The organism is Micromonospora sp. NPDC005324 (genome assembly GCF_040607155.1).
GTDB lineage: Bacteria > Actinomycetota > Actinomycetes > Mycobacteriales > Micromonosporaceae > Micromonospora > Micromonospora trifolii.
Map to the genome: position 1 here is coordinate 74,317 of NZ_JBEXGE010000009.1, position 26,814 is coordinate 101,130.

Below are 26,814 nucleotides of genomic sequence, written 5' to 3' on the forward strand. Positions count from 1 at the left end.
CGCACGACCCGGCCGGGCCCGTCGAGATGCAACGTGTGCCGACTGGACCCGCCCGAGGTCGACGGTGGACCGCTCACCGAGCCCGTACGGCCAGCAGAGCGGTGTCGTCCTCACGATGCGTGATCGAGGCGAGCAGCAGATCGCACAGGTCGTCGAGGGGCAGCGTGTCGGTGCCGGACAGTCGGCCCGCCAACTCGGCCAGCCCCTCGTCGATCGAGCGGTCCCGCCGTTCGATCAGCCCGTCGGTGTAGAGCAGCAGGGTGTCGCCGGTGGCCAGGCTGGTCGAGCGGCTGCTCCGCGGCGACGGACGGGCCAGGCCGAGCAGCGGCTCCGGTGTGCCCTGAAGGACCTCGACCGCCCCGCCGACGCGGACCACCAGGGCCGGGGGGTGCCCGGCGTTGGACCAGGTCATCTCGTGCACACCGGCGCGCTGCGGACGGATCCGGACCAGCGTCGCGGTGGCTGCCGTCGACAGTCGCAGGCCGCGGATCGCGTCATCCAGGTCGGTCATCAGCGCCCCGACCTCGTCCGATCGACTGAAGGCGTTTCCGCGCACCAGGTTGCGCAGCTGGCCCATGGTCGCGGCCGCCTCGATGTCGTGCCCGGCGACGTCCCCGATCGCCGCGATCACGTCGCCGTCGGGCTGTACGAAGGCGTCGTACCAGTCGCCGCCCACCTCCACCCGGTCGGCCGCCGGCTGGTAGCGGGCCGCCAGCTCCATCTCCGCCACCACCGGCAGTCGGGGCAGCATGCTGTGTTGCAGGACCTCGGCGACGTGCCGCTGCTCGCCGTACATCGAGCTGTTGCCGACGGCCTGGCCGGCCCGGCGCCCGAGGTCGACAGCGGTGAGCAGGTCACGGTCGTCGAACGCCTGACGTTGGGAGTCGTTGACGAGGGTGATCGCCCCCAGCACCGTGCCGCCGACGCCCCGCACCGGCACGCTCAGGTAGGAGGCGATGCCCAGCCGACTGGCGATGGTGGCCATCTCCGGGTCTGTGGTGCCCCTCGTCACGTCGGCCAGGGACGCCACGCTGCCGAGCCGGGGCTGGCCGGTCCGGAGCACCGTCCGGATGATCGACTCGGGGCTCAGCCCGGTGCGCAGCATGTCGCCGAAGCGGTCGACGTCCGCCGCGCGGGCCGGGTCCCGGTGCACCGAGACCACCTCGCGGGGCAGGCCGGTCGGCCCGATCAGGGTGAGCAGGCACCAGTCGGCGAGCAGCGGCACCATGGCGGCGGCGAGCCGGCGCAGCGCGGTGCCCACGTCCAGGGTGCCGGCCAGCGTCTCGCTCACTCCGGCCAGCAGCTCCAGCCGCTCGTGTGCCTGCACGGCCCGTCGCTGGGCCTCCTGCGCGCCGTCGAGCGCGATCCGCAGTCGCAGCTCCGACGAGCAGGCGGCGGCCAGGTCGGACAGGGTGCGCAGCTGCGCTGCCGTCCAGGCGCGGGGCTTGCTGTCGATGGCGCAGAGCGAGCCGAGCACCCGTCCGGCCAGGTCGGTCAGCGGCATCCCGGCGTACGCGACCACGCCGAGATCCTCGATGGCCAGGTTGTCCCGGACGCGGGGGTAGAGCCGGGCGTCCGGCAGCACCATCGGCACCTCGATGTCCACCACGTGCTGACAGAACGAGTGGCTCAGCGGGGTCTGGCGGCGCTCCGACCAGGGCTCCGGCAGCCCGACAGCGCCCGGGAAGAACTGCCGGTCGGCGGAGACCAGGGAGACCAGCGCGACCGGCACGTCCAGCAGGTCGCTGACCAGCCGCGCGAACCTGTCGAACGCCTCGTCCGGGGCGGCGTCGAGCCCGGTGTCGGCGAGCGCGCGCAGCCGCTCCGGGTCGCCGAGCACCGAAGGTGGCGCGATCGAACCCCGGGTGGGGCCGGGGGAGCCGTCGGTCATCGAGCACCTGTCTGCCGGGACGGAGGACGGCCGGCCCTCCGACCTTTCTTATACCTCGTTCGGGTCGGAGTCGAACATCGGTGTGCTGAGTCTCGCCCGCCCCGGCCCCACACGCCATCCCCCGGGACGCCGGTTCGCCGCCGTGCCCGCACCGGCCGCGGCGTCGAGGACTATCGTCGGCGGACGTGAAGGTATGGATTCCGCACCAGGCCGGCCTGAACCTCCTGGGCGAGCTGCCCGCAGACGTGACGGTGGAGGTCTTCGAGCAGACCGACCGGATGCCGTCCGAGGCGGCCGACGTCCGCTTCTGGGTGCCGCCGTTCCTGGGTGGCTCGGACGCGACGGCGGTGCTGCGGGAGCTGCCCGACCTGGCGGTGGTGCAGTTGCTCTCCGCCGGAGCGGACGCCTGGGCCGGCCGGACACCGCCGGCTGTCACCCTCTGCGATGCCCGGGGCGTGCACGACCCCTCCACCGCCGAGTGGGTCGTCACCGCGATCCTCACCCAGCTGCGGGCGTTCCCGGCGTTCGTCCGCGCGCAGGCCGAGCGGCGCTGGACGTACGCGGAGAACACCCCGACCGACGAGCTGACCGGCAAGCGGGTGCTCATCATCGGCGCCGGCTCGATCGGCGCCGCCGTACGCGACCGGCTCGCCCCCTTCGACGTGAGCTTCACACTGGTCGCCAGGACGGCACGCCCGGAGCAGGGAGTGCACGCCGTCGAGGAACTGCCCCGGCTGCTGCCCGACGCGGACGTGGTGGTGGTGCTGGTGCCGCTCACCGACCAGACCCGTGGCCTGATCGACAAGGCGTTCCTGGCCGCGATGCCGGACGGGGCGCTGCTGGTCAACGCCGCCCGGGGCCCGGTGGCGCACACCGAGGCGCTCGTCGCCGAGCTGGGCACCGGTCGGATCTCGGCGGCCCTGGACGTCACCGACCCGGAGCCGCTGCCCGCCGACTCTCCGCTCTGGGTCATGCCGAACGTGCTGCTCACCCCGCACGTCGGCGGGTCGGTGCGCGGGTTGTTGCCACGGGCCTACCGACTGGTGGGCGATCAGGTCCGCCGGTTCGCCGCCGGACAGCCGCTGATCAACACGGTGGTCGACGGCTACTGACCGGGGGTCTCCGCCGCAGCGTCCGGCAGCGGCTGGCCGGTCGCCGCGACCAGTCGGGGCAGATCCGTTCCACGGACGGCCGGCAGGGTGACCTGGTGGCCGTCGTCGAGTCGGGCCACCGCGCGCCCGCGCTGGTCGGTGGTCAGCTCGAGGACCTGGTCCCAGTCGATCCGCCGCTGCCCGACCAGTGCCCGGATGCGCAGCTCCCGCGCGTCGGCGTCGGTGCCGGCCCGCCAGGCCCACACCGCGACGGCGAGGGGGACGAGCAGCACCGGCAGCAGGTAGTCCCGGGCGTTGGCCAGCGGCAGGGCGCCGACGAAGGCGATGATCGCGGCCACCAGGATGGCTTGGTTGTACCGGAAGCGGACCGTGTCGGGCTTACTCACCCTCCGATGATCCCACTCCTGGTTGTTTCGGCTCGCGGCGGGCGGTGCCGGCAGCGTGCGGTACGCCGTACAGTGACACAGGTCGTTGTCTTCCCTGAGTGACCGGCAAGTAACCAATTCGCCCGTCCATCGTTGCCAATCGTGGGTAGCGGACTCGCAACGTCCGATCTCCCGCACCGCCGCACCGCCCCCGTGCCCCCTCACGAAGGCGACCGCCGTGCTCCTCGCGTACCCGTTCCGCGTCCTCGTCCCCCGCCGTGCGGCGCCGGAGGCCGCCACGTCCGTGGCGGTGGCGCTGCTCCTCCTCGCCGCCGCCGTCGACCTGGTCCCACCCTCGGTGGTGATCGCGCTGGCCGCCGGCGCCGGCGCCACGCTCGCCGGGCTGCGACTCTCCCGGCTGGCCTCCCGGCGCGGCACCGACCCGACGCCGCGTGCGGCGGGCGTGCTGCTCGACGCGGCGGTGGTGGCGGCGGGTCTCACCGCCGTCGTGCTGCCCCTGGCCGGCATCGGGCACACCCTCGCCGTGCTGATCGGGTCGCTGCTCGTGGCGGCCCTTGCGACGGCCGGTCTGTACCGGCTTCCGGGCCGATCCCGGCCGGCGGCCCCGGTCCGGCTGCGGTGGCTGGTCGAGTCGACCGGCCCGGCCGTCGGTCTGGCCCTCGCCGGCTGGTTGCTGCTGCCCCGGGACGGCCTGCCGGTCCCGGTTGGGCTGGTCGCCGCGTTGACGCTCGGCGGCTTGGGCATGGCCGCGTTGAACGCGTTCGCGGGGCCACGGCGGCGCTCCGGTGCGGCGCTCTGCCGGGGCGGCGTCCTGCTCACAGTGGGCGGGCTGGTGCTGCTGGCCACGTTGCCGCCTGAGCCGGCCGGCCGGGTGGCCCTGCTGGCCGTACCCCCGTTGGTGTTCGGGATGTTGCTCGTCGCTGTCGGCGCGGCGGATGCGGCGGACGAGACGGAGCCGGTGGAGCCGGTCGCCGCGGCCTGGCCCCGGTCGGTGCTTCCCGCGGCGGTGCTGCTGCTGGCGGCGGGTCTGCAAGTGGTCGCCGGCCGCGCACCGGACCAGACGAGCGTGCTGTTGGCCCTGGCGGCGGTGCCGCCCCTGGTGCTGCGCGAGCTGCTGCGCGCGAGTGACGCGTCCACGTCCGTTCGGCGGGCCGCTCATCGACGACCGGCCGGCCGGTCGCTGCGGCACCGCCGTGCGGCCCCGGCCCGCTGGCCGGGCACGCCGGAGCCGCCGCCCGAGCGAGGCCCCGGCGTCCCGGAGGGCGGGGCCACCGCGATGGGTGCCGGCTCGACCTGGTCGCCTGACCACAGTTCCGCCTGGTCGGGGCTCAACCGGCGACCCGTGGCGGCGAGCGGCGCCCCCGGCGATCGGGCTGCCCTGCTGGACGCCCTGGCCGCGATCGGCGACGTTCCGGCGCCGTCCGGCGCGCTGCTGCTGGTGGACCTGCACGGCACCGAGGGTTTCGGCCCGACGGCCCGGGAGGACGTGCTGACCGAGGCGGTGCACCGGGCCCGCGCGGTCATCGCCCCCGACGATCTGGTCACCGGGTGCACGGGTACCGGCTTCGCGGTGGTCACCGCCGCCGGCCCGGTGCTGGCGTACGCGCTGGGCACCCGACTGTTGAGCGCGCTCAGCCCGCCCTACCGGCTGGCCGGCGCGATGCTGCGCGTGCAGACGAGCGTCGGGTTGGCCGAGGTGAGCGGCGCCGGGCCGGCGGACGTGCTCCGGCAGGCCGAGCTGGCTCGACGACGGGCCGTGCAGTTGGGCCGGGACCGGGTGGAGTGGTACGACGCGTTCCTGGAGGAACAGCTGGTGCGCCGGCTCGACCTGGAGCGCGAGCTGCCCGGTGCGGTGGCGCGCGGCGAACTCGACCTCGTCTACCAGCCGGTGGTCGACCTGGCCGACGGGCAGCCGGTGGGCGCGGAGGCGCTGCTGCGGTGGCGCAGCCCGGTGCTCGGCACTGTGCTCCCGGCCGAGTTGCTGCCCGTCGCCGAGGACCTGGACCTGGTCGGCGAGTTGGAGTGGTGGGTGCTGGATCGGGCCTGCCGGCAGTTGTCCAACTGGTCGGTGGGTGTCCGGGAGCTGTGGATGGCGGTCAACGTCACGACCCGGGAGCTGACCACGCCCGACTTCGTTCAGCGGCTCGCTGCCGTGCTGGCCGCGTACGGGGTGCCGCCGGAGCGACTGGTGGTGGAGGTGAGCGAGCCGAGGGTCGCCGGTGACCTGCCGACAGTGGTGGCTCGGCTGGCCGGGCTGCGGTCGCTGGGCGTACGCACCGCGTTGGACGACTTCCGCGCCGAGCACGCCTCGCTGGCCCAACTTCGCCGCCTGCCGATCGACCTGCTCAAGGTGGGCCCGGAGTTGGTGGGCGCACGGCCGGACGGGCAACCACCGCTGATCGACGTGGTGGTCAACGTGGGCGAGCGGCTGGGCGTCGAGATCGTCGCCGAGGAGTTGGAGTCGTCGACCCAGGTCGAGGGGGCGCGCCGGGGTGGCTGCCGGTACGGGCAGGGGTTCGCGCTGGCCCGGCCGGCGACTGCCGAGCGGGTCGAGGCGTACTTCGAGGAGTTCCCCTCAGCGTCTCGCTGAACCGGTTCATCTGCCTCGGGGCGGTGCGGTGCTGCCGCGCGGCGTCAGGTGGGGTGTCTCGTCCTGCACCCGCCCCGCAGGCTGCCCGGCGACGACGGCGAGCAGTTGCCGGGCGGCGTGCGCACCGTACGCCGGGATGTCCCGGCCCAGCGCGGTCAGCGGCGGGTGCACCAGACGGCACAGCGGCGAGTCGTCCCAGGCCACGATGGACAGGTCGCCGGGCACGGTCAGGCCCATCTCCTGGGCGACGGAGAGCCCGGCGATGGCCATCACGTCGTTGTCGTAGATGACCGCCGTGGGCCGGTCGGCCGAGCTGAGCAACCGGCGGGTGGCCCGGCCGCCCTCCTCGCCGGTGTAGTCGGACCAGACGGTGACAGCGTCGACCAGGCCGAGCCGTTGGCACACCGTCGTGAAGGCGTCGGTGCGGATCTCGGTGTGCCGCAGGTCGGGCAGGCCGGCGACCCGGGCGATCCGCCGATGACCGAGCGCGACCAGGTATTCCACCGTCTCGGTCAGCGCGGCGGCGTCGTCGGACCAGAGACTCGCCAGATCGCCGGTGCCGCCAGGGCCGCCGATCACCACCGCCGGCAGTTGCAACTGTTCGAGTGCGGGGATGCGATGGTCGTCGGTGCGCAGGTCGCAGACGAGCACCCCGTCCACCCGTCGTTCGCCCCACCAGCGCCGGTAGACATCGATCTCGGCGTCCGGGTCGGCCACCACCTGGAGGGTCAGCGCGTACGAGCGGGCGGAGAGTTCGGCCTCGACACCACTGATCAGCGCCATGAAGAACGGCTCCACGCCAAGGGTCCGCGCCGGTCGGCACAGGGCCAGACCGATCGCCCCCGCAGTGGCGGCCGAGAGGGCGCGGGCGGCGCTGCTGCGGCTGAAACCGATCTCCGTGGCGATGGCCAGGATGCGCTGCCGGGTGGCCTCGGAGACGCCGGGCTGCCCGTTCAGCGCGTACGACACGGCGCCCTTGGACACCCCGGCGCGTTGGGCGACGTCGGCGATGGTCGGCCGCTTCACCGGCGTGCTCCTCCACTCTCCGGCCTCGGGGAGGTCGGATCTCCTGACTGTCGTGGTGACGCCCTGGCACTGGGTCAGCGGGGCCGGGCGGCGGCCCCAACCTAGCGCAGTCGGTGTGGTGGGCCGGCGGTCCACGGTAGGCGCCTGCCGTCGGGGGTGCATGACTTATGCGGTTCAGCATACCCGCGCGTCCTCCGCCCGAGGGCTGTCGACCAGCGCGTGGAACTGCGGTAAAAGCCCTTCTACCACTACTTTTCCCGCTCACCGGGCCGCTTTTCGCATCGTTCGAGTGCGATGTTAACCGGCCGTTGACACCCCTGAGGCCGGACCGTACGGTGGCTTCACTTATCCGGTTCAGTCAACGTCTCTCGATGTCGGGAGCGTTCCCACTTGTTCGGAGGATGACATGAGAAGTTCCTGGACCCGGTGGGCCCGCACCGTCGCCGTGAGCGCGGTCGGTCTCGCCCTGGTGGCCGCGTGCAGCGGCAAGAGCGGCCAGGATTCCGGCGCCACAGATGGCCAGGTCACACTGAAAATCAACTTCTGGGGTGACTTCGGTCTTCAGGACCTCAAGACGAAGTACGAGGCGGCCAACCCGGGAGTCAAGATCCAGCTGAACTCGGGGGAGTACAACGCCCAGCACGAGGACCTGCAGAAGAAGCTGGTAGCCGGGTCCGGCGCGGCGGACATCGCCGCCATCGACGAGGGCTTCATGGTCCAGTTCCGCAGCCAGTCGGACAAGTTCGTCAACCTCCTCGACAAGGGCGCCGGCTCGTACGAGAGCAAGTACCTGCCCTGGAAGTGGAAGCAGTCCCTTTCCGCCGACGGTAAGATCCAGATCGGTCTCGGCACCGACACCGGTGGCCTCGCCATGTGCTACCGCACCGACCTGTTCAAGGCCGCCGGGCTGCCCACCGAACGCGACAAGGTTTCCGCCCTCTGGCCCACCTGGGACAGGTTCATCGAGGTCGGCCAGCAGTACACCGGCACTACCGACAAGAAGTTCATCGACGCCGGCAGCAACCTGTTCAACCCGATCCTCGGCCAGCAGCCGGTGGGCTTCTACGACGAGCAGGACCAACTCCAGATGGAGCAGGGCCCGAAGGTCGCCTTCGACTACACCGTCAAGGCCATCCAAGCCGGCCTCTCCGCCAACCTGGCCAGCTTCCAAGCCGACTGGGACAAGGGCTTCACCAGCGGTTCCTTCGCTGTGCTCGCCTGCCCGGCGTGGATGCTCGGGCACATCAAGGACACCGCACCCGGCACCCAGGGCAAGTGGGACATCGCCACGGTGCCCGGCGGCGGCGGCAACTGGGGCGGCTCGTTCCTGACGATCCCCAAGCAGAGCAAGCACGTCGACGAGGCGTACAAGCTGCTGGAGTGGCTGGTCCAGCCGGAGCAGCAGGTTGAGATCTTCAAGAAGGTCGGCAACCTGCCGTCGCAGCCGGCCCTCTACAGCGACCCGGCGATCGCGGACTTCAAGAACCCGTTCTTCACCGACGCTCCGGTCGGGCAGATCTTCCCCAGGATGGCGCAGGGCCTGACCCCGCAGTATCTGGGCAAGAAGAACGGCCCCACCCGGGTGGCTGTGGAGAACGTGCTGATCCGGGTGCAGAACAAGACGCTCAAGCCCGAGGCCGCCTGGGCCGAGGCGGTCAAGGAAGCCGAGAAGGCCAGCACCTCCTGAGCCCGCCGCGCGGGGGCGGGCCGCTGGCGGGCCGTCCCCGCGCCACCCGCGCCCCGTCTCTTCGGCCCTGGAGTTCCCGATGTCCACGACCCGCGCCGCGCCACCGCCGCCGGCCCGACCAGTCGCCGGCCGCCACGGCCGCGGCACCGAGCCGGACCACGCCCGACTCGGCTGGCGTGACCGGCTGTACCGGTTCGACACGCGCTACATGCCGTACGTGTTGATCGCGCCGTTCTTCCTGATCTTCCTGGTCTTCGGTCTGTTTCCGCTGATCTTCAACGGCGTCATCGCCCTGCGGAACTACCGGCTGGACGACCCGACACTGACCGGCTGGGCCGGCCTCGCCAACTTCCGGCAGCTCTTCGGCGACGAGGACTTCTGGAACGCGCTCTACAACACCTTCGGCATCTTCCTGCTCTCCTCGGTGCCCCAGTTGCTGCTCGCGCTGATCGTGGCGTCGTTGCTCAACCGCCGGCTACGCGCGCAGACCTGGTGGCGGGTGGGGGTTCTGCTGCCGTACGTCACCCCGATCGTCGCCTCGACGATGGTGTTCAGCGTCTTCTTCTCCCGAGACTTCGGAATGGCCAACTGGGTGCTCGGCCTGTTCGGGATCGGTGACGCCGAACCGATCGACTGGCGGGCCGACAAGATGCACGCCTGGATCGCCATCGCCACGATGGTCAACTGGAAGTGGATCGGCTACAACGCTCTGCTCTATCTGGCCGCCATGCAGTCCATCCCGCGCGACGTCTACGAGGCCGCCGCGGTCGACGGCGCCGGCCCCTGGCGTCAGCTCTGGCGGATCACCGTGCCGATGATCCAGCCGGTGATCGTCTTCACCGTCATCCTGTCCACCATCGGCGGGTTCCAGCTCTTCATCGAACCGATGCTGTTCGACCTGAACGCGCAGGCCGCGACCGGCGGCCCGAACGGCGAGTGGCAGACCATCGCGCAGCTGATCTACAAGGTCGGCTGGAAGGACCTCAACCTCGGCTACGCGGCCGCGATGAGCTGGGCGCTCTTCCTGATCATCCTGGTCGTGGCCGGTATCAACACCCTGCTGACCAACCGACTCTCCGGAGGGCGATCCAGGTGAGCGCCGTCGACACCGCACCGCCCCAGCCGGCGGCCAACGAGTCCCGTCGTCGGCGGGCCGCGCTGATGGGTCGCGCCCCGCAGGAGACTCCCGCCGGCATCGGGACGTACCTGCTGCTGGCCACCACCCTGCTGTTCGCGGCCTTCCCGCTCTACTGGATGTTCGTCATCGCCACCAGCAACGACGAGGCCCTGGCCCAGATCCCGCCGGCCGTGGTCCCCGGTGACCGGTTCCTGGTCAACCTGGACGAGGTCTTCTCCCTCCAGGACGTCTACTTCGCCGCGTCCCTGATCAACAGCGTGATCGTCTCCACGGCGGTGACCGCCTCGATGCTGTTCTTCTGCTCACTGGCCGGCTTCGCCTTCGCCAAGCTGCGCTTCGCCGGCAGCCGGTGGCTGATGCTGTTCGTGGTGCTCACCCTCACCGTGCCGAACCAGCTCGGCGTCGTCGCGTTGTACATCGTCATGGGCAAGCTGGGCTGGAACGGCACCCTGCTGGCGGTCATCGTGCCCGGCCTGGTCACCGCGTTCGGCGTCTTCTACATGCGGCAGTTCATCCTCAACACGGTGCCCGACGAGCTGATCGAGTCGGCTCGGATGGACGGGGCGACCACCATGCGGGTCTACCGGTCCATCGTCCTGCCGGCGATCCGGCCGGCCCTCGCGGTGCTCGGCCTGCTCACCTTCGTGGCGACCTGGAACGACTTCCAGTGGCCGCTGATCACCCTCGGCGGCACCGACTACCCCACCTCGATGGTGGCCATCTCCGACCTGGCCAGCGGCAACTACGTCATCTACCGTCGGGTGCTCGCCGGCGCGTTCGTGGCTACCATCCCCCTGCTGATCATGCTGTTCATCGGTGGACGCCAGATCGTCCGCGGAATCATGGAAGGTGCGGTGAAATCGTGAGCCGACAGGCACTCCACGACGGCTGGACCCTGCGCTCGGCACCCGGAGCGCAGGTGCCTGAGGGAATCGCCAACCGTTCCGTGCCGGCGACCGTGCCGGGCTGCGTACACACCGATCTGCTCGACGCCGGGCTGATCGGAGATCCGTACCTCGACGACAACGAGCTGGCGCTGGCCTGGATCGGGCGCACCGACTGGGTCTACCAGACCACCTTCGTCCACCGGGCGGGCGACGACGAGCGCGTCGACCTGGTCTGCGCCGGCCTGGACACCGTCGCCACGCTCACCCTCAACGGTGTGGAGATCGGCCGCACCGCGAACATGCACCGCGGCTACCGGTTCGACGTCCGACAGCTGCTGCGCGACGGGAACAACGACCTGGTCGTCACGTTCGACTCCGCCTACCGCTACGCCGAGGCACAGCAGGAGCGGCTCGGCGACCGGCCGAACGCCTACCCGGAGCCGTTCCACTTCATCCGCAAGATGGCCTGCAACTTCGGCTGGGACTGGGGGCCGACAGTGGTCACCGCCGGCATCTGGCAGGAGATCAGCCTGCACGCCTGGTCGACCGCGCGACTGGCCAGCGTCCGTCCACTGGTCACCATGGACGGTCGCGACGGCCGGGTCGAGGTGCACGTCGAGGTCGAGCGGGTAACGGACGTCCCGCTGACCGTCCGCGCCGCCGTGGCCGGTGCCCGCGCCGAGGTGGTCGTCCCGGCCGGGCAGCGCACGGCCGTGCTGACCCTCACCGTCCGCGAGCCCGCGCTGTGGTGGCCCCGGGGGTACGGCGACCAGGCGCGGCACCCGATCGCTGTGACACTGCACGCACCGGACGGTGACACTGTGGACACCTGGTCGCACCGGATCGGCTTCCGCTCGGTACGGCTGGACACCACACCCGACGAGCACGGCACCCCGTTCGCGTTGTCGGTCAACGACGTCCCGGTCTTCGTCCGCGGGGTCAACTGGATCCCGGACGACGCGTTCCCCACCCGGATCACCCGAGCCCGGCTGGCCGAGCGCTTCGACCAGGCGGCCGCGGCCAACGTCAACCTGCTGCGGGTCTGGGGCGGCGGCCGGTACGAGTCGCCCGACTTCTACGAGCTCGCCGACGAGCGCGGTCTCCTCGTCCAGCAGGACTTCCTCTTCGCCTGCGCCGCGTACCCGGAGGAGGAGCCGTTCGCCACCGAGGTGGCCGCCGAGGCCGCCGAGCAGGTGACCCGGCTCGCGCCGTACCCGTCGCTGGTGCTCTGGACCGGCAACAACGAGAACATCTGGGGCTGGCACGACTGGGACTGGCAGCCCGCCCTGGCCGGGCGCACCTGGGGGCGCGGCTACTACCTCGACGTGCTGCCCCGGATCGTCGGCGAGCTGGACCCGACCCGTCCGTACTGGCCGGGCAGCCCCTGGTCGGGCACCGAGGCGATCCACCCCAACGACCCGGCGCACGGCACCACCCACATCTGGGACGTGTGGAACACCGACGACTACACCAAGTACCGGGAGTACGTCCCGCGCTTCGTGGCCGAGTTCGGCTACCAGGCCCCACCGGCGTACGCCACGCTGCGCAGGGCGTTGAGCGACGAACCTCTGGCGCACGACTCACCGGGCATGGCACACCACCAGAAGGCGGCCGGCGGTGACGGCAAGCTCCAGCGGGGCCTCGACGCGCACCTGCCCGCCCCGGCCGACTTCGACGACTGGCACTACCTGACGCAGCTCAACCAGGCCCGGGCGATCCAGCTCGGGGTGGAGCACTTCCGCTCCCACCGGGACGTCTGCGCGGGCACCATCGTCTGGCAGCTCAACGACTGCTGGCCGGTGACCTCCTGGTCGGCCGTCGACGGCGACGGCCGCCGCAAACCCCTGTGGTACGCGCTGCGCCACGCGTACGCCGACCGGCTGCTCACCGTGCAGCCCCGCGACGGCGGCCTGGCCCTGGTCGCGGTCAACGAGACCGCCGAGGCGTGGGCAGTACCGGCCGCTGTCACCCGGTTCACGCTCACCGGGGAGCCGAGGGCGAAGACCTCGGTCGACCTGGACGTCCCGGCGTACTCCTCGGTGGTGCTGGCGCTGCCGGCGGACCTGGCGCTGCCGGAGGATGCTCGGCGCGAGGTGCTGGTCGCGGAGGCCGGTGGCACCGCGGAGCGCGCCCTGTGGTTCTTCGCCGAGGACCGGGAGGTGGACTGGCCGGCGGCGGCCTGGGACGCGACGGTCGAGCCGGTCGACGGTGGGCAACTGGTCCGGGTCACGGCCCGCACGGTGCTGCGCGACCTGACGCTGTTCGCGGACCGCCTCGACGGCTCCGCCACCGTGAACGCGGCCCTGGTCACGCTGCTGCCCGGCGAGTCGACGACGTTCACCGTGCACGCGGACGGGTTGCTGGACCCGGCGGCCCTCGTCGCCCGCCCGGTGCTGCGCTGCGTCAACGACCTGACGTCGAGCTAACCCCCGCGCCCCGCGCCCCGCGCCCCGCCCCGCGCGCGCCGATCTTGCAGTTTCTGTTGTCGACATGGGCGGGATGTCCCGTTGTGTCGGCGCAGAAAGTGCAAGATCGGCGCGCGCTGGGGGGCGGAGGGCGGGGGCGGGGCTGTCGGTCAGGCGCGGGCGGCGGCGAGCACCTGGCCGACCAGGGCGCCCGAGGTGCCCGAACGCTCGTACTCGGGCCGGTTCAGGCTGCCACCCATCAGCGGCGCCGGGTTGCGGTGCACGGCCGGGCTGTCCGAGCTGACCAGGGCCGCGAAGTGGTACTCGTCGGCGCCGGTCGCCTCGACGATCCGGGCGATGTTGCGCGGGGTGATGCCACCGCCCGGCATGATGACGATCCGGCCGGCGGCCCGGCGCACCAGCTCGGCGATGAGCGGAGCACCCTCCAGCACGCTGACCTCCTGACCCGAGGTGAGCACCCGGTGCACGCCCAGGTCGATCAGCTGCTCCAGCGCCGCGTACGGGTCGCGGGTCATGTCGAACGCCCGGTGGAAGGTGATGCTGGCGTCGCCCGCGGCGGCGATCAGCCGGCGGCTGATCGGCACGTCGATGTCACCCTCGGCGGTCAACGCCCCGATCACGATGCCGTGCGCGCCGGCCGCCACCGCGGCCCGGACGTCCCGCTCCATCGCCTCGATCTCGAACGGCGAGTAGATGAAGTCGCCGGCCCGGGGACGGACGATCACGTGTACCCGGATCCGGCTGACCGCGTGCACTGTCGTCTCGATGGTGCCCAGGCTGGGGGTCAGCCCGCCGTCGAAGAGCGCGGAGCACAACTCCACCCGGTCGGCGCCGGCCTCCTCGGCGGCGACCGCTCCCTCGACGCTGTCGATGCAGATCTCGAATGTGTTCATGATTCTTCCTTTTCCGTGCGAGGCGATGCCGCTTCGGTCCGAGACGATGCTGTGGTCCAGTCGATGACCGCCGTGACGGCACCAACGGGTACGCCGCCGCCGAGCACCGGCACCTGGCGCAGCGCGTCAGCCCCACCCACGGGTACGCCCACGGCGTCGAGGGCGGCGAGGGCGATGGCGGTGGTGGCTCGGGGTGAACCGTCGATCGCCTTCACCGCCACCGCGTGACCGTCCGGTGCGGCCACCCCGAGCACGCCCTCGGCCCCGCCCTTGGCGAGGACGCCGGGCAGCGCCCGCATCAGGTCGGTGTTCGGGTGCCCGTTCCAGCCGCCGACGTACTCCGGGTGTTGGCGCATGGCCTGCGCCACCAGTGCCTCGTCGCTTCCGGCGGGCGCGGTGACCAACCCCTGGAAGGTGCGGGCCAGGCCGGTCAGCGACAGGCCGAACAGCGGTGCCCCGCAGCCGTCGACAGCGTGGTGCGCGATCGGCGTGCCGGCCAGCCGGGCGACGGCGGCGGCGGTTTCCCGCTGGAGCGGGTGGTCGGGGTCGAGGTAGTCGTGGGTGCTCCAGGACCGGGCCACACAGGCGACCAGCATCGCTGCGTGCTTGCCGGAGCAGTTCATCCGGATCCGGTCGCGCTGTCCGCCGGCGCGGATCAGCCGGTCCCGGGTCGGTTCGTCCTCCGGCCAGTCCACGGGGCAGCCGAGCGCGTCCTCGGTGAGGCCGGCCCCGGCCAGCATCGCCCGGACCACCTCGACGTGCCGGTCGTCGCCGGTGTGGCTGCCGGCGGCGAGGGCCAGCGCCGGGCCGGTCAGCTCGTCGCCCGCCGCGATCCGGCAGGCCAGTGCCTGCACCGGCTTGAGGGTGGAGCGGGGCAGCACCGGCTCGTCGGGTACGCCGGCGGCAAGGGCGACAGTCCCGTCCGGGGCTAGCACCACGACGCTGCCGTAGTGCCGGCTCTCGACGAAGCCGTTGCGCACGACCCGGGCCAGCTCGGCGTAGCGGAAGATGGTCACCGCGGGGTGTTCCCTTCGAGAAGCGGCGGGGGCAGTTCAGCGGTCCGCCGTCCGCGCCGGCCACCGAAGCGGCCGCTGCGGGCCTGGAGTACGCGGGCGAACTTCGACAGCGAGGCGTTGACCACCAGGTAGATCAGCGCCACCACCAGGAACGTCTGGATCAGCAGGTGGGTGTACGAGGAGAGCACCTGCCCGCTGTAGAGCAGCTCGGTGTAGCTGACCACGAAGCCGAGCGAGGTGTCCTTGAGCAGCCCGACCAGCTGGCTGACCAGGGACGGGGCGAGTTGGAGCAGCGCCTGCGGCAGGACCACCAGCGCCATCACCTGCCCGCGGCGCAACCCGACCGCGAGGCCGGCCTCGGTCTGCCCACGGTCCAGCGCCAGGATGCCGGACCGGAAGATCTCCGCGAACGCCGCCGAGTTGGAGACCACCAGCGGCACCACGAGCTTCCAGAACAGCGGGAAGTTCAGCCCGTACTGCGGCAGGGCGAACAGCGTCACGTAGATCAGCAGCAGGGTGGGGACGGTCCGGAAGATCTCCACGTACGCGCCGGCCAGCCAGCGCAGCGGTCGATGCGCCGACAGTCTGCCGAGCGCCAGCAGCAGCCCGAGCGCGGCGCTGAGCACTGCGGTCGCGGCGGCGGCGCGCAGCGTCGCCCACAGACCGTTGAGCAGGTACCGCCAGATGGGCCAGGTGGTGAACGGCTCCCACCGGGCGGCGGCCAACTCGCCGTGGCTGGCGAACTGGTGGACGGCCGCGACCAGTGCGCCGGCCAGGAGGACGGCGCCCAGCACTGTGGCGATCCGGATCCGCCGTTGGGCGCGCGGGCCGGGTTCGTCGAAGAGGATCTGTTGCGTCTTGTTCATCGGACGATCGCCAGCCTTCGTTCGAGCAGGCCGGTGACCTGACCGATGATCAGCGCCAGCAGCATGTAGGCGAGGCCGGCGCCGGTGAAGACAGCGATCGGTTGAGCCTCGACCAGGTTCACGGTGTTGGCCGCCTGGGTCAGCTCGACCACGCCGACGGCGGCGGCAAGCGAGGTGTTCATCAGCAGCGCGATGCAGATGTTGCCGATCGGCTGGATCACCGCCCGGAGTCCCTGCGGCAGGATCACGTGCCGCAGGGACTGGCCGAAGGTGAGCCCGATGGCTCGGGCCGCCTCGGCCTGGCCCACACCTACCGTGTTGATCCCGGCGCGGATCGCCTCGGCCAGGTACGCCCCCTCGTACACAGCGATGACGATCGCGGCGGAGGTGAACAGCGGGAACGTGATGCCGATTGTCGGCAGCGCGAACACGAAGAGCACCAGCAGCGCCAGCAGCGGCAGGTTCTGGAACACCTCGACGTACGCGGTGCCGATGGCGCGCAGCAGCGGGACGGGGGCGATGCGCAGGGTGGCCACGACGATGCCCAGCAGCATCGCGCCGACGGTGGTCACGACGGTCAGTTCGACCGTCGTGACCAGGCCGTGGCCAAGCTCGCTCAGGTGGGCGGTGAGGGCTTCCATCGGTACGAGAGGCTGCTCAGGAGCCGTCGGCGGAACCGAGGGCGGGCGGGGTGGGCGCCCCACCCTCCACCACCGAGCCGAGGGTGCCTTCCCAGACCTTCGCCCACGTGCCGTCGGCCTGGATCTTCTTCAGCCAGTTGTTGACGAACTCCTTGAACTGCGCGTCCGCCTTGTTGAGGCCGATGCCGTACGCCTCGGTGGTGAACGGCTCGCCGACCACCTTCATCCCCGGGTTCGCCTTGGCGCCCGAGGCGAGCAGCGTGAAGTCCTGCACGTACGCGTCGCCGCGCTTTTGGAGCAGCGCCTGCAACGCCTGCGGGTCGGTGCCGAAGGCGATCTGCTTCGAGCCGGGCGCGGCGGAGGGCAGCGCGGTGACGGCGGGGGTGTTCGCCCCGACGATCACGGTCTTGCCGGCGAGGTCCTTGACGCTCTTGATCGAGGTGTCGTCCTTGCGGACCCCGACCGCGAGGCCGGAGGTGAGGTACGGCCCGGCGAAGGCGACCTGGGTGGCCCGCTGCGGGGTGATCGTGTACGTCTGGAAGACCGCGTCCACCGACTTGGCCTGGAGCATGGCCTCCCGGGTCTGGGTGCCGATGGTCGTCGTCTTCACCTCGGGCTTGCCGATGATGTATTTCGCCAGCAACTTCGCCATGTCGGCGTCGAAGCCCTCGATGGTGCCGCTGACCGGGTTCTGCTGGGCGAGCAGCGGCGCGTCCAGGGATCCGCCGATGTTCAGGTAGCCGCGCTTGCGGATCGCCTCCATCGTCGAACCGGCCGGGATGTCCGTGTCGGTGGCCACCGGGGCGGCGTCGTACACCGACTGGGCGACCACGCCGTCGCCGCCCAGGCCGGGGTTGCCGGGCAGCGCCGGAGCGCTGCCGCCGCTGTCGCCGCCGCAGCCTGCGGCGGCGAGGGCCACCGCCACCGCTGTGGCGGTGAGGGCGAGCGACCGCCGCCCGGTGAAGCTCATCTTGAGGATTGACATGACACCCTCCCGTTGGGGGCTAGTGCTGGAGGATCTTGGATAGGAAGTCGCGGGCCCGCTCGGTGCGCGGAGCTGCGAAGAAGTCGTCGGGTGCGCCGGATTCGACGATCCGGCCGTCGTCCATGAAGACCACCCGGTCGGCGGCGCGACGGGCGAAGCCCATCTCGTGGGTCACCACGATCATGGTCATCCCCTCGGCGGCGAGAGAGACCATCACGTCGAGCACCTCGTTGACCATTTCCGGGTCGAGCGCCGAGGTCGGCTCGTCGAAGAGCAGCACCTTCGGTTGCATCGCCAGGGCCCGGGCGATCGCGGCCCGCTGCTGCTGCCCGCCGGAGAGTTGGGCCGGGTGGTGGTCCGCCTTGTCGGCGATACCGACGCGCTCCAGCAGGGCCATCGCCTGCTGCCGCGCCTCGGATCGGGGGATCCGGCGGACCCGGGTGGGGCCGAGGGTGATGTTGTCCAGCACCGTCTTGTGGCCGAAGAGGTTGAAGGACTGGAAGACCATGCCGACATCGGCGCGTAGCCGGGCCAGCGCGCGGCCCTCGGCGGGCAGCGGCTCACCGTCGATCTCGACGCTGCCCTGCCCGGCGGTCTCCAGCCGGTTGAGGCAGCGGCACAGTGTCGACTTGCCCGAGCCGGAGGGCCCCACCACGACGACCACCTCGCCGGCGGCCACCGTGAGGTCGATGTCCTTGAGCACGTGCAGCGGACCGAACCACTTGTTCAGGCCGCGTACCGACACCATCGGTCGGTCCGCACCCGTCGTCTCCGGTGCCACCAGGCGGCCTCACTTCCTTCGACTACAAAACTAAGTCAGCTTCATATCGAACCAACAGCGCCATCTAAAGGTAGCTAGCAAACTAAGTCAACCGGTTGCTTGAACAAACTCCGGGTGCTAAGAAGCTGACGTGACGATTGACGACGCGCCACGCGATGCCCTCCGGGGCGGCCCCCGGGAGCTACTGCGCTGGGTGGCCACCGGTGCGGCGGTCAGTCGGGCCGACCTGTCCCGCCTCTCCGGGCTCTCCCCGTCGACGGTTTCCCAGCGGGTCGAGGCCTTGATCAGCCAGGGGTTGCTGGAGGAGACCGGTGCCGGGCGGTCCCGGGGTGGGCGGCGACCCCGCCAGCTCGCCGTGCCCACCGGCGGTGCCGTGGTCGGCGCCATCGACCTCGGCGCGCATCACGCCCGCGTCGGTGCACTGGATCTCTCCGGGCGGGTGGTCCAGGCCCGCACCCTGCCGGTCCGCATCGAGGACGGCCCGGAGGCGGTGCTCGGCGCCCTGCTGGCCGAGGTCACCACGCTGGTGGGCGGCGATCCGATGGCCTCGCCCGACGGTTCGGCGGCAGGTGCGCTCCGCGGCGTCGGCATCGGGATCCCCGGTCCGGTGCAGCACGCCACCGGGCGGATCGTCAGCCCGTCGCGGATGCCCGGCTGGAACGGCTTCGACGTCGCCGCTTTCTGCGCCGACCGGGTCGACGTGCCGGTCATCGTGGACAACGACGCCAACCTGATGGCGCTCGGCGCGCACCGCACCGCGCATCCCGAGTTGGACCACGCCATCTACATCAAGGCTGGTACCGGAATCGGCTCCGGTGTGATCTCCAGTGGACGGTTGCACCGGGGCGCCCAGGGTTCGGCCGGAGACATCAGCCACTGCCGGGTGGTGGCCGACCCCGCGCCACCGTGCACCTGCGGCAACGCCGGTTGCCTGGAGGCGGTGGCCAGTGGCGCCGCCCTGGTCACCGCGCTCCGGGAGCAGGGCGTGCCGGTCTCCGACCTGACCGGTGTGATTCGCCTGATCGACGACGGTGACCGGCAGGCCACAGCACTCGCCCGGCAGGCCGGCCGCGCCGTCGGCGAGATCCTGGCCGTGGTGGTCAACTTCTTCAACCCGCAGGTGGTGGCCATCGGTGGTCGGCTCGCCGACTGCGAGCCGCTGCTGGCCAGCATGCGGGCCACCCTCTACGAGCGGTGCCTTCCGCTGGCCACCCAGACCCTGCTCATCGAACGGGTCGCCGCCGGCCAGGACGTCGGCATCACCGGTGCCGCCCACCTGGTGATCGACCACGTCGTGGCACCCGCCTGACCTCGCTCAAAACGACCGTAATTGTCACTCAGTGTGATCTAACCCTGTGTTGCATGCCGGATCTATGCGCTTTGCGCTTGTGCCGGCGCCCGATCATCCTGACAGTTTCCTTACAGGCAGTCACGTAGCCTTCCGGTGTTCCTCATTCACCCGTGACTGCTCCTGGAGGTTTCGACGTGCGGATCAACGGACGGCGGCTCGCGCCGATCTCGTTGGCAGTGGTGCTGGCGAGCGCCGCCTGTGGCCTGTCGGCGCCGGCGTCCGGGCAGGCCGAGGTCCCACGCTCCGGCCCGAGTACGCAGAGCTCAGCTCCGAGCCCCAGCGACACGCCGACCTCCAGCCCGACTCCGGAGATCCCGACCGACGCGCAGATCCCCACCAGGGCAGCCGGCACCTTCACCACCGCCACCGGCACCGGTCGCGTGATCGGCAAGGGCAAGAAGAGGGTGCGCTACAGCGTCTCGGTGGAGAAGGGCATCGCCTGGGGTGACATCCCCGCGTGGAAGCCCGACCGGTTCGCCGCGAGCATCGAGCAGGTGCTGGCCGCACCGAACGGGTGGGCCACGTCCGCGCAGCACCCGGTCACCAACTCCGCGGTGAACCTGACCCGGGCGTCGTGGTCCTTCCAGCGGGTCGGCAGCTCGACTGTCGACGTCGACGTGCGGCTCGCCACACCGAGGACAGTGGACAGACTCTGCGGCGCGAGCGGCGTCGACACCGAAGGCGTCTACTCCTGCAAGTACGGCAAGACCATCATGATCAATCTGCGGCGGTGGCTCCAGGGGTCACCGGGATATCCGGTCAGCATCGACGAGTACCACGAGGGCGTTATCAATCACGAGTTCGGTCACTTCCTCGGCTTCGCCCACATGAAGTGCGGCGGTCGCGGCAAGCCGGCGCCGGTCATGATGACCCAGACGATGGGCCTGGGCGGGTGCGTGCCCAACGTCAGCCCGTTCGTCGGCAACGGACAGTTCGTCAGCGGACCGTGGGCACGATCCTGACCCGGTGATCCCCGCCCCGGCCGGCGGAGCCGCAGCGGCCGCCCTGTCTCAACGAAGCGCAGCGATTATGTGCCCAACGGAGGTAGACGGATTGCCATCCGGCGGCGGGTCGAGTCGATCAGCCCGCTGACAGGCGCCCTCAATCCGGTCGCGGAAGTTGCTGAAGTCGAGCCTGGTCTTGTCCCAGGAGGGGTCGTGCTCCCGCAGCAGGTCGCGGGCTCGCTTGGCGTTCTCCACGAATCGGGTGCAGTTGCCATAGTGGAGCAGCAGCCACACCTCGAAGCAGGGATTGGACCAGGCCAGCTTGACATCGGCGTCTACAGCTTCGCGGGACGCCGGCTCGGTGGCGAAGTCGTCGACGTCGCAAACGGCCCATGCCTCGTCGAAGTCGTCGCGCTGGCGGCGGCGCGCCGCACCTCGTACGACGTTGACCGGCGAGCCGCGCTCTGCCACGACGACCACCCGAGGGCGCACCCACGCCTCCTGCTTGAGGCCGTTGAAGTAGTCCCGCTCGGTGGATTCCCCATTGGTGGCGATCAGAACGGTTGTCCGCTGCTCTCGGGTCGATGCACGCCGTCGGAGGTCGGTCTCGCGGCCACGGCCGGACCGTATCGGGCCCGAGGCACGCCGGTCACCCTGCCGGGGCGTCATCCGAGCCTCCACGCGTGGCAAGGGCCTGCTCAAACAGGTCGGTGGACAGGTTGGGAACTGCCCCGTAGTTGCCGTTCAAGTAACGGCGCTGACGGTTCTCACCTTCCTTTCGAGGCTTGAAGTCGGTCAACGGGTACAGTGAGGAGGCGCCCTCTTTATCCTTCTCCACGAACCAGATTTCGTCGCGGCGGAGGATCTCTTCAGCGTCGAGGGTGCCGAGCAGGGCGGCGTCGTGGCTGGTGAAGATGAGTTGGCCGCCAAGGGGGTTCGCGGCCGGGCTGCGGAACAGGCTGATGAGTTTGGCGGTCAGGATCGGGTGCAAGCTCGCATCGATCTCGTCGATCAGCATTGTGGTGCCGGTACGTAGCATCGCCGCGGCATGCAGACCCAGGGTCAGCAGTTGCCGGGTGCCGGTCGACTGGTCCTGCAGGTCGAGCAGTGCGGTGCCGTGCGGCCCCTGATGAGCGAACTGGACGCGGGGCGAGGGCCGGATGGCCGCGACGGCTTTTTTTAGTCGGTCGCTTAATCTCCTGGCTGGCAGGTCGGACCAGACGGCCTGATCATCACCCGAATCAGGGGCGATCACGACGTCGACGATCCCTACATCGGCGGCCTGCAACAGGTCAACGACAAGGCGGCGTACCTCGTCGGCATCCGATTGGCCGATACGGACGAGGGCGGACAGCCCAGAGTTGGGGTCAGTCCGTTGGCCGGTCAGGTAGAACCACCGGTAGGTGTCGTGCAACGGCTGTGGGTTTGTCGGATCCGGTTGGGGGCGGCTCTGGCCGAAGCGCGCAACAGTGCTGAGAAACAGCGCTGTTGGCGCGGTGATACCAGCGATCTGCTCCAGGTCGCTGCGCCGGCCCGACTCCTCGCCCCAGGTGAAGACGTCGCCGTCGCGCTCGAATACACGCCGCCGGCGCCCCAGCGGAAAGTGGTAGAGCCACTCCTCCAGCACCCGGTCGTCGTCGATCGAGAAGCCGTAGGTGTGTCTGACTCCGCCGAGCCGAAGGTCGACGACATAGCGCGATGGCTGGACGGCGACCTCTGGAGCCAACCGGAACGGCTCCCGGGACAAGCCCACACCGGGCTCAACCGCCCGGTCGGACTCCACGACCATATGCCGCATGAACGCCAGCGCGCCCAGGCAGTTCGACTTGCCCGACGCGTTGGCTCCGAAGATGCCGACGACTTGGACCGCCTGCGGAGCAGGCTCGTCGGCCTCGGCCCCGTCGCCGTAGACAGGCGTCAGGTTCAGCTGATGCTCGTCGCGAAACGAACGATGGTTGGCGAAGCGAAAACTCAGCAGCATTGGCCGCGTGCCCCTAGCTCGTGGGCGGTTACAAGTGCATCTCTGCGAGTAAACCACGAGAAGGCGGCACAAGAGGCCAACGCAGGCCAGCCTTGCCGCTGGCGGCGCTTTTGATCACGGCATATGCCGTCAGTGCCGAAGCAGCGCGCCTCAGGCCCGTGCGGAGAGGCTGACCGCCTCGGCGAGCAGGGCATCCAGCTCGTCGTCCGGCAGGTTCTCCTCCGTCAGGATCTTCTGCACCGTGGCCGCCTGGATGCGACCGATCATCTTCTGAGTGATCGAGTGCTCGATCGCCGGATCGATGATCGACATGATCAGTGTCTCGGCGGCCTCAGCGTCGATCTCTGGTCCACCGTCGGCGAGCCCTGCTCGGAGGCCACCGACGAACGTGATGACCTCAGAACGCCCGGCGGTTTCGCCGAAGCGACGATCGACGGCGAGGAAGAAGACCGCTGCGAGGAAGCGAGGAAGCCCGTCCCACCCTTCGGCGTCAAGCCTTGCCTCAACCGCGTCGTTGGCGGCGTGATCGCCGCGCACCATCGTCCGGATGTACTCCGGCAGCTCAGGCCTGATCATCTTCGTCTCGCTTCCTCGCTCGTCGAGCTTTGCCATGGTTCCATACGGCCTTCGCGGTCACCGCCAACGCGCCGGCCGCCATCACAGCGGCGGTCACCGGGTTGTCGACCTGCGGCTGATCGTGAGCAGGTGTGGGCCGTGGGCTCGTCGTGCCGCTTGTGCCGCCATCCTTTTGCTGCTTGAAAAACTTGAAGACCTCCTTGGCACTGGTCTCGGCGTTCTTGAGGCTGTCCTCGGTGGTGTCGGCCTTCTGGACCTGTTTGCGCCAGGCGATATCGGCCCGACGTCCACGCCTTTCGGCCTCGGTCACCAGACGTTCGCCGGACGGGGAGGCGTCCTCGCCCACGGGTCCGGAGGATGCGGCACCCGGGGCAATGGTATTGACGTACGCGGTGATGTGTCGGGCAGCGTCGGCCAGGAGGCGGGCGTAGCGGCCAGCCTTGTCGCGGGCCACCTCGGCGTCCGCGACAGCGGCGCTCACCCGCCGGTCACTGCTACCCCGCGTTATCGCAGTCAGGTGCGTCACGGCCTGCTCCGCATCCGTCCGGGCCCGTAGCGCCGTGATGGCGGCGTCATCAAGCTTTTCGCGTGTGGCGAGAAGTTGCGCGACCAGTGCGGCGATGTTGGCGCTCATCCGAGCCGGTTGAGGTAGGCGTGGGCGTGTTTGGCGGTGTTGTCGAAGCGACGGCGGGTCGGTTCGGCCTCTGCGCTGGCAGCGGCAAGCGCCTGATGTACCGCTTTCACGTCGTCGTTCCGACTGCCCCGCAGCACGGCGTCCGCCATTCGGGTGGCTGCCTCCGCGTCAGAAGCTGCCTGGTCGAAAACCCGCCGCCCCTGGCGGGCGGCCTCGATGGCGGCGCGAAGAGACGCCTTGACCTCTCCAACGCTCATCGCTGTGGCCGATGCTCAGCCGAGGACGCTGATGTAGCGGCGGGCCGCCTCCGAGCTGCCCTGCACCAGGGCCATGGCTTCGGCCAGGCGCTGCTTGCTCTGTTCGCCTCGGGCAATGGCTTCGGCGATCGTCGGGTGCCCGGTGCCGGCAGAGATTGCGCGTAGCCGGGCCAGCATCTGTTCGGTGTTGTCGGCGGCGGCCCGGATCTGGTTGATGGTGGCGTTGCCCTGCTCGGCGGCCTGCATCAGCGCTGCCTTGACTTCCTCGATGCTGGCCATGCCGCCCTCCGTCTGACGATCGCGCAACGAGTTCACGTTTGCGTGGTCGGACGGACACTATCGGAGATGAAGTTGGCACGCAGCCCCCGCTGGTTACATGTACTCGGCGGCCGTGCGCTCCACGTCGGCGATGAACTCTTCAAGCTGCGTCTCGGTGGGATCGCGGTCCTGAAGCAGCTTGCCGAGGAATACGATCTGCATCTGGAAGGCCGTCTCGGGGCTGAGATTGTCGATCAGCCCGACCTCGCCGAGGGCTGCGCGGACGAGGCCTGCCATCTCCAGGGTGGGCAGCGACTCCGCGCCCGGAAACTGCGTGTGCGTCTCGGCGACGAAGCGAGCGACGTCGGTGGGGGAGTGGGCGGCGCCAAAGCGATCGTTGACCGCGATGGCGAACGCTGCGCCGATCACCTGGATCCCGCCGCGCCATCCGGAGGCCTCCAACCCGTCCAGGAGTTGGTCCACGGCGCCCCAGTCACGCCGCGCCATCGCGCGAATCAGGTCGCTGAACTCGGTCCGTACGCTCACGATCTCGTGACCCCTCTGATCCCTACGGAGCGACTGCTCGCCGCCAGCGAGCGCGGCTCCGCACCGGGTGGGTGTCCCAGGAGGCCCCGAAACACCCACCGACCCCTCAGCGGGAGATGCGGGTCGAGCGCACGAAGCTTGCCCAGGCAGTAGGGGAAAAGGTGATGGCCGGGCCGTGCGGGTCTTTGCTGTCGCGCACGGCGACGATGCCGGGCAGATTGTCGGCAACCTCGACACAGTCGCCGCCGTTGCTGCCGCTACGGGTGCTCTTACGCCATCGGGCGTCGGTCAGATCAGCCATGGTGTACCTCCCCGATGATCTTGTTGATCAGGTGCCTCGATTGTCCTTCATCGAGGGCAAGCTGATCCAGGCTGGCCCAGACCTTCTCGTAGGCAGCGAACTCTTCCGGACGGTCGAGGTAGAGCGCTCCGGTCCACGACTCGCTGTAGATGGTCGGAGGTTCTGGTGTTGCCCGGTTGCCCAGCGGAAACTCCAACATGACGAAGGTGCCGGCCTCGACTCCGCGATGAAGGCCGACCGCCAGCGGCAGGACTCGGATGGTCACGGATTCCCGCGCGCCGACATGAAGCAGGTGATGTAGTTGCTCGGCCATCGTGCTCCGGTCGCCCACGATACGGAGCAGTGCGCCCTCGGAAATCACGACGTCAAGCTTGGGTGCTGCCGGTAGGCGACGCGCCAGCAGTGACTGTCGCTGAAGACGCACCTGAACCAGTCGTTCGCGTTCGTCGTCGTCAACCTCCGATCGGTGTTGGTAGACGGCGAGCGCATAGCCTCGGGTCTGCAACAGGCCGGGAATCAACGATTCGTCGTAGCGGCGGATCCGGCTTGCCGCGGATTCGAGGCCCACGTACAGCTCGAACCATTCCGGGACGGCGTCGCCGTACGCGTGCCACCAGCCCTTCGCTCTCGTCTCGCCCGCGAGGGAGATCAGCGCCCGGGTCAGCTCGCCCGTCGCACCGTACAGCTCGCACATCGCTCGGACGTCGACGCCGCGCACCGAGCCGAGCCCGCTCTCGATCCGCCACACCTTCTGGCGGCTGCACTCCAGCGCTTCGGCGACCGCGTCGAGGGTTGCCCCTGCCTCGGTGCGCAGGTCACGTAACGCCCTGCCGAGCTGGCGTCGGGGCACCGTCGAGCCCATGTCATCGGCCACCCGGCTCTCCTTCCTGTTGAACTTTGCAACATCCCGACAGCCGTTCTGCAACAGGGAAATGTTGCCCACAAATAGCGGAACAGTGTGAGTCGACATTCATTGCGATGGTGCTTCCGACCTTACAAGATTGGTCCGACAACAGCGATGGACGCGCAATTCCCGCGCCGGCGATTGTCGATCAAATACGAGGAAGGGTGGTGCTGCTTCGTGCGCGCGTTTCTCCGTCATCTCCGGGCCGAACCACCCCGGCCGGTGTTCTATCGGGCGGCCAACTACGTACCCCTGAAGCCCTGGCAGGTCCGCGGGCGCCGGTTCACCCGCCGTGGCCGGCGTGGCGTGGACGCCGTGGAGGTCGCCGAGTTCCTCGACCGGGTCGCCCACGATCTTGCCGAGGTGTACGCGGCGCTGGGCAGCAGCCGGCGGGAAACCGAGCGGATCAAGGACGCGCTGAAGTGCTGGCAGTCCCAGCGGGCCGGCGAGGACCTGGCGGCCCGCCGATGAGCGCCCGGTGGGTGGCGCACCTGCCGTTCACCGCTGCCGACCTGCCCGCGGCCCAGCACTTCGCCGGCACCCTGGCCCGCTCCCTGACCTTCCTCACCGAAGTGGACGCTGGTGAGACCACGGTGTCCGCCGAGGACGCCCAGGGCGTACGCCATCGGGTGTTCTGCGACCTGCCCCTCGACGGCGGCCGGCGGTGCGTGCGGCGGGTGGAACACGACGGTGACTGCGCGGCCCGGCGGTGTCGGTGACTGCCGTGCCCGGGTACG

28 protein-coding genes are annotated in these 26,814 nt (G+C 70.3%); 10 read left to right on the plus strand and 18 right to left on the minus strand.

All coding sequences use genetic code 11. The features are described from left to right. Positions 1-73 precede the first annotated feature (73 nt). The gene (locus tag ABZS40_RS12000) at positions 74-1,891 is read right to left on the minus strand and encodes a GAF domain-containing SpoIIE family protein phosphatase (RefSeq protein WP_354943313.1); all 1,818 of its coding nucleotides are present in this window, start codon (positions 1,889-1,891) and stop codon (positions 74-76) included. A gap of 185 nt (positions 1,892-2,076) precedes the next feature. On the opposite strand from ABZS40_RS12000, the gene ABZS40_RS12005 reads away from it, so the two are divergent. Further along, positions 2,077-3,003 (plus strand): 2-hydroxyacid dehydrogenase, encoded by a 927-nt coding sequence (locus ABZS40_RS12005; RefSeq protein WP_354943314.1) that lies wholly within the window; start codon positions 2,077-2,079, stop codon positions 3,001-3,003. Here ABZS40_RS12005 and ABZS40_RS12010 read toward each other — a convergent pair. After that, complete coding sequence (locus ABZS40_RS12010) at positions 2,997-3,389, minus strand: PH domain-containing protein (RefSeq protein WP_354943315.1); 393 nt, start codon at positions 3,387-3,389, stop codon at positions 2,997-2,999. The genes ABZS40_RS12005 and ABZS40_RS12010 overlap by 7 nt on opposite strands. Positions 3,390-3,606: 217 nt before the next feature. On the opposite strand from ABZS40_RS12010, the gene ABZS40_RS12015 reads away from it, so the two are divergent. Then, positions 3,607-5,979 (plus strand): GGDEF domain-containing phosphodiesterase, encoded by a 2,373-nt coding sequence (locus tag ABZS40_RS12015; RefSeq protein ID WP_354943316.1) that lies wholly within the window; start codon positions 3,607-3,609, stop codon positions 5,977-5,979. 6 nt (positions 5,980-5,985) lie between these two features. Here ABZS40_RS12015 and ABZS40_RS12020 read toward each other — a convergent pair whose 3' ends face one another. Next, positions 5,986-7,005, minus strand: a complete 1,020-nt coding sequence (locus ABZS40_RS12020; protein ID WP_354943317.1) for a LacI family DNA-binding transcriptional regulator — start codon at positions 7,003-7,005, stop codon at positions 5,986-5,988. A gap of 406 nt (positions 7,006-7,411) precedes the next feature. Between ABZS40_RS12020 and ABZS40_RS12025 the strand changes: the two genes are divergently transcribed. The 4 genes from ABZS40_RS12025 (at position 7,412) to ABZS40_RS12040 (ending at position 13,143) form a co-directional block, all read left to right on the plus strand. After that, on the plus strand, positions 7,412-8,692 hold the full coding sequence (locus tag ABZS40_RS12025; RefSeq protein ID WP_354943318.1) for an extracellular solute-binding protein: 1,281 nt from the start codon (positions 7,412-7,414) through the stop codon (positions 8,690-8,692). Positions 8,693-8,771: 79 nt separating this feature from the next. Continuing rightward, positions 8,772-9,788 (plus strand): sugar ABC transporter permease, encoded by a 1,017-nt coding sequence (locus tag ABZS40_RS12030; RefSeq protein WP_354943319.1) that lies wholly within the window; start codon positions 8,772-8,774, stop codon positions 9,786-9,788. Positions 9,789-9,853: 65 nt separating this feature from the next. Further along, positions 9,854-10,696 (plus strand): carbohydrate ABC transporter permease, encoded by an 843-nt coding sequence (locus ABZS40_RS12035; RefSeq protein ID WP_354943450.1) that lies wholly within the window; start codon positions 9,854-9,856, stop codon positions 10,694-10,696. Further along, positions 10,693-13,143, plus strand: a complete 2,451-nt coding sequence (locus ABZS40_RS12040) for a glycoside hydrolase family 2 protein (protein ID WP_354943320.1) — start codon at positions 10,693-10,695, stop codon at positions 13,141-13,143. Before ABZS40_RS12035 ends, ABZS40_RS12040 begins: the two co-directional genes overlap by 4 nt. 149 nt (positions 13,144-13,292) lie before the next feature. Here ABZS40_RS12040 and ABZS40_RS12045 read toward each other — a convergent pair whose 3' ends face one another. From ABZS40_RS12045 to ABZS40_RS12070, 6 genes are read right to left on the minus strand one after another with little or no spacing between them, the layout of a single operon-like run. Next, positions 13,293-14,036 (minus strand): copper homeostasis protein CutC, encoded by a 744-nt coding sequence (locus tag ABZS40_RS12045; protein WP_354943321.1) that lies wholly within the window; start codon positions 14,034-14,036, stop codon positions 13,293-13,295. Further along, complete coding sequence (locus tag ABZS40_RS12050; protein ID WP_354943322.1) at positions 14,033-15,052, minus strand: asparaginase; 1,020 nt, start codon at positions 15,050-15,052, stop codon at positions 14,033-14,035. Before ABZS40_RS12050 ends, ABZS40_RS12045 begins: the two co-directional genes overlap by 4 nt. Then, positions 15,049-15,918 (minus strand): amino acid ABC transporter permease, encoded by an 870-nt coding sequence (locus ABZS40_RS12055; RefSeq protein ID WP_354943323.1) that lies wholly within the window; start codon positions 15,916-15,918, stop codon positions 15,049-15,051. The genes ABZS40_RS12050 and ABZS40_RS12055 overlap by 4 nt, the downstream gene beginning before the upstream one ends. Then, the gene (locus ABZS40_RS12060; RefSeq protein ID WP_112582064.1) at positions 15,915-16,559 is read right to left on the minus strand and encodes an amino acid ABC transporter permease; all 645 of its coding nucleotides are present in this window, start codon (positions 16,557-16,559) and stop codon (positions 15,915-15,917) included. Before ABZS40_RS12060 ends, ABZS40_RS12055 begins: the two co-directional genes overlap by 4 nt. Positions 16,560-16,575: 16 nt before the next feature. Beyond that, entirely contained in the window at positions 16,576-17,544 is a 969-nt protein-coding gene (locus ABZS40_RS12065) for a glutamate ABC transporter substrate-binding protein (protein ID WP_354943324.1), read from the minus strand. Between the two features lie 19 nt (positions 17,545-17,563). Beyond that, a complete protein-coding gene (locus ABZS40_RS12070) occupies positions 17,564-18,292 on the minus strand; it encodes an amino acid ABC transporter ATP-binding protein (protein WP_354943451.1) in 729 nt (242 codons plus the stop codon). Positions 18,293-18,455: 163 nt separating this feature from the next. Between ABZS40_RS12070 and ABZS40_RS12075 the strand changes: the two genes are divergently transcribed. Together ABZS40_RS12075 and ABZS40_RS12080 are read left to right on the plus strand one after the other, a co-directional pair. Then, complete coding sequence (locus ABZS40_RS12075; protein WP_354943325.1) at positions 18,456-19,634, plus strand: ROK family transcriptional regulator; 1,179 nt, start codon at positions 18,456-18,458, stop codon at positions 19,632-19,634. A gap of 176 nt (positions 19,635-19,810) precedes the next feature. After that, a complete protein-coding gene (locus ABZS40_RS12080) occupies positions 19,811-20,638 on the plus strand; it encodes a DUF3152 domain-containing protein (protein ID WP_354943326.1) in 828 nt (275 codons plus the stop codon). Positions 20,639-20,686: 48 nt separating this feature from the next. Here ABZS40_RS12080 and ABZS40_RS12085 read toward each other — a convergent pair whose 3' ends face one another. The 9 genes from ABZS40_RS12085 to ABZS40_RS12125 all read right to left on the minus strand — a co-directional run bounded on the left by ABZS40_RS12085 (position 20,687) and on the right by ABZS40_RS12125 (position 26,047). Next, complete coding sequence (locus ABZS40_RS12085) at positions 20,687-21,289, minus strand: RloB family protein (protein WP_354943327.1); 603 nt, start codon at positions 21,287-21,289, stop codon at positions 20,687-20,689. Continuing rightward, a complete protein-coding gene (locus ABZS40_RS12090) occupies positions 21,270-22,601 on the minus strand; it encodes an AAA family ATPase (RefSeq protein ID WP_354943328.1) in 1,332 nt (443 codons plus the stop codon). The genes ABZS40_RS12085 and ABZS40_RS12090 overlap by 20 nt, the downstream gene beginning before the upstream one ends. A gap of 150 nt (positions 22,602-22,751) precedes the next feature. Further along, positions 22,752-23,177 (minus strand): hypothetical protein, encoded by a 426-nt coding sequence (locus ABZS40_RS12095; RefSeq protein WP_354943329.1) that lies wholly within the window; start codon positions 23,175-23,177, stop codon positions 22,752-22,754. Then, positions 23,164-23,811 carry a hypothetical protein gene (locus ABZS40_RS12100; protein WP_354943330.1) on the minus strand — a complete coding sequence of 216 codons (648 nt, stop codon included), beginning with the start codon at positions 23,809-23,811 and terminating at the stop codon, positions 23,164-23,166. The genes ABZS40_RS12095 and ABZS40_RS12100 overlap by 14 nt, the downstream gene beginning before the upstream one ends. Beyond that, positions 23,808-24,068: a hypothetical protein gene (locus tag ABZS40_RS12105; protein ID WP_354943331.1), complete on the minus strand. Its 261-nt coding sequence runs from the start codon at positions 24,066-24,068 to the stop codon at positions 23,808-23,810. The genes ABZS40_RS12100 and ABZS40_RS12105 overlap by 4 nt, the downstream gene beginning before the upstream one ends. 15 nt (positions 24,069-24,083) lie before the next feature. Continuing rightward, positions 24,084-24,347, minus strand: a complete 264-nt coding sequence (locus ABZS40_RS12110) for a hypothetical protein (RefSeq protein ID WP_141908162.1) — start codon at positions 24,345-24,347, stop codon at positions 24,084-24,086. 93 nt (positions 24,348-24,440) lie between these two features. Continuing rightward, the gene (locus ABZS40_RS12115) at positions 24,441-24,872 is read right to left on the minus strand and encodes a hypothetical protein (protein ID WP_354943332.1); all 432 of its coding nucleotides are present in this window, start codon (positions 24,870-24,872) and stop codon (positions 24,441-24,443) included. A 106-nt stretch (positions 24,873-24,978) separates the two neighbouring features. After that, positions 24,979-25,173 (minus strand): DUF397 domain-containing protein, encoded by a 195-nt coding sequence (locus ABZS40_RS12120; protein ID WP_328650623.1) that lies wholly within the window; start codon positions 25,171-25,173, stop codon positions 24,979-24,981. Continuing rightward, a complete protein-coding gene (locus ABZS40_RS12125; protein WP_354943452.1) occupies positions 25,166-26,047 on the minus strand; it encodes a helix-turn-helix transcriptional regulator in 882 nt (293 codons plus the stop codon). Before ABZS40_RS12125 ends, ABZS40_RS12120 begins: the two co-directional genes overlap by 8 nt. 207 nt (positions 26,048-26,254) lie before the next feature. Between ABZS40_RS12125 and ABZS40_RS12130 the strand changes: the two genes are divergently transcribed. After that, positions 26,255-26,548: a DivIVA domain-containing protein gene (locus tag ABZS40_RS12130; protein ID WP_354943333.1), complete on the plus strand. Its 294-nt coding sequence runs from the start codon at positions 26,255-26,257 to the stop codon at positions 26,546-26,548. Continuing rightward, entirely contained in the window at positions 26,545-26,796 is a 252-nt protein-coding gene (locus ABZS40_RS12135) for a hypothetical protein (RefSeq protein ID WP_204943698.1), read from the plus strand. Before ABZS40_RS12130 ends, ABZS40_RS12135 begins: the two co-directional genes overlap by 4 nt. Positions 26,797-26,814: the final 18 nt, after the last annotated feature.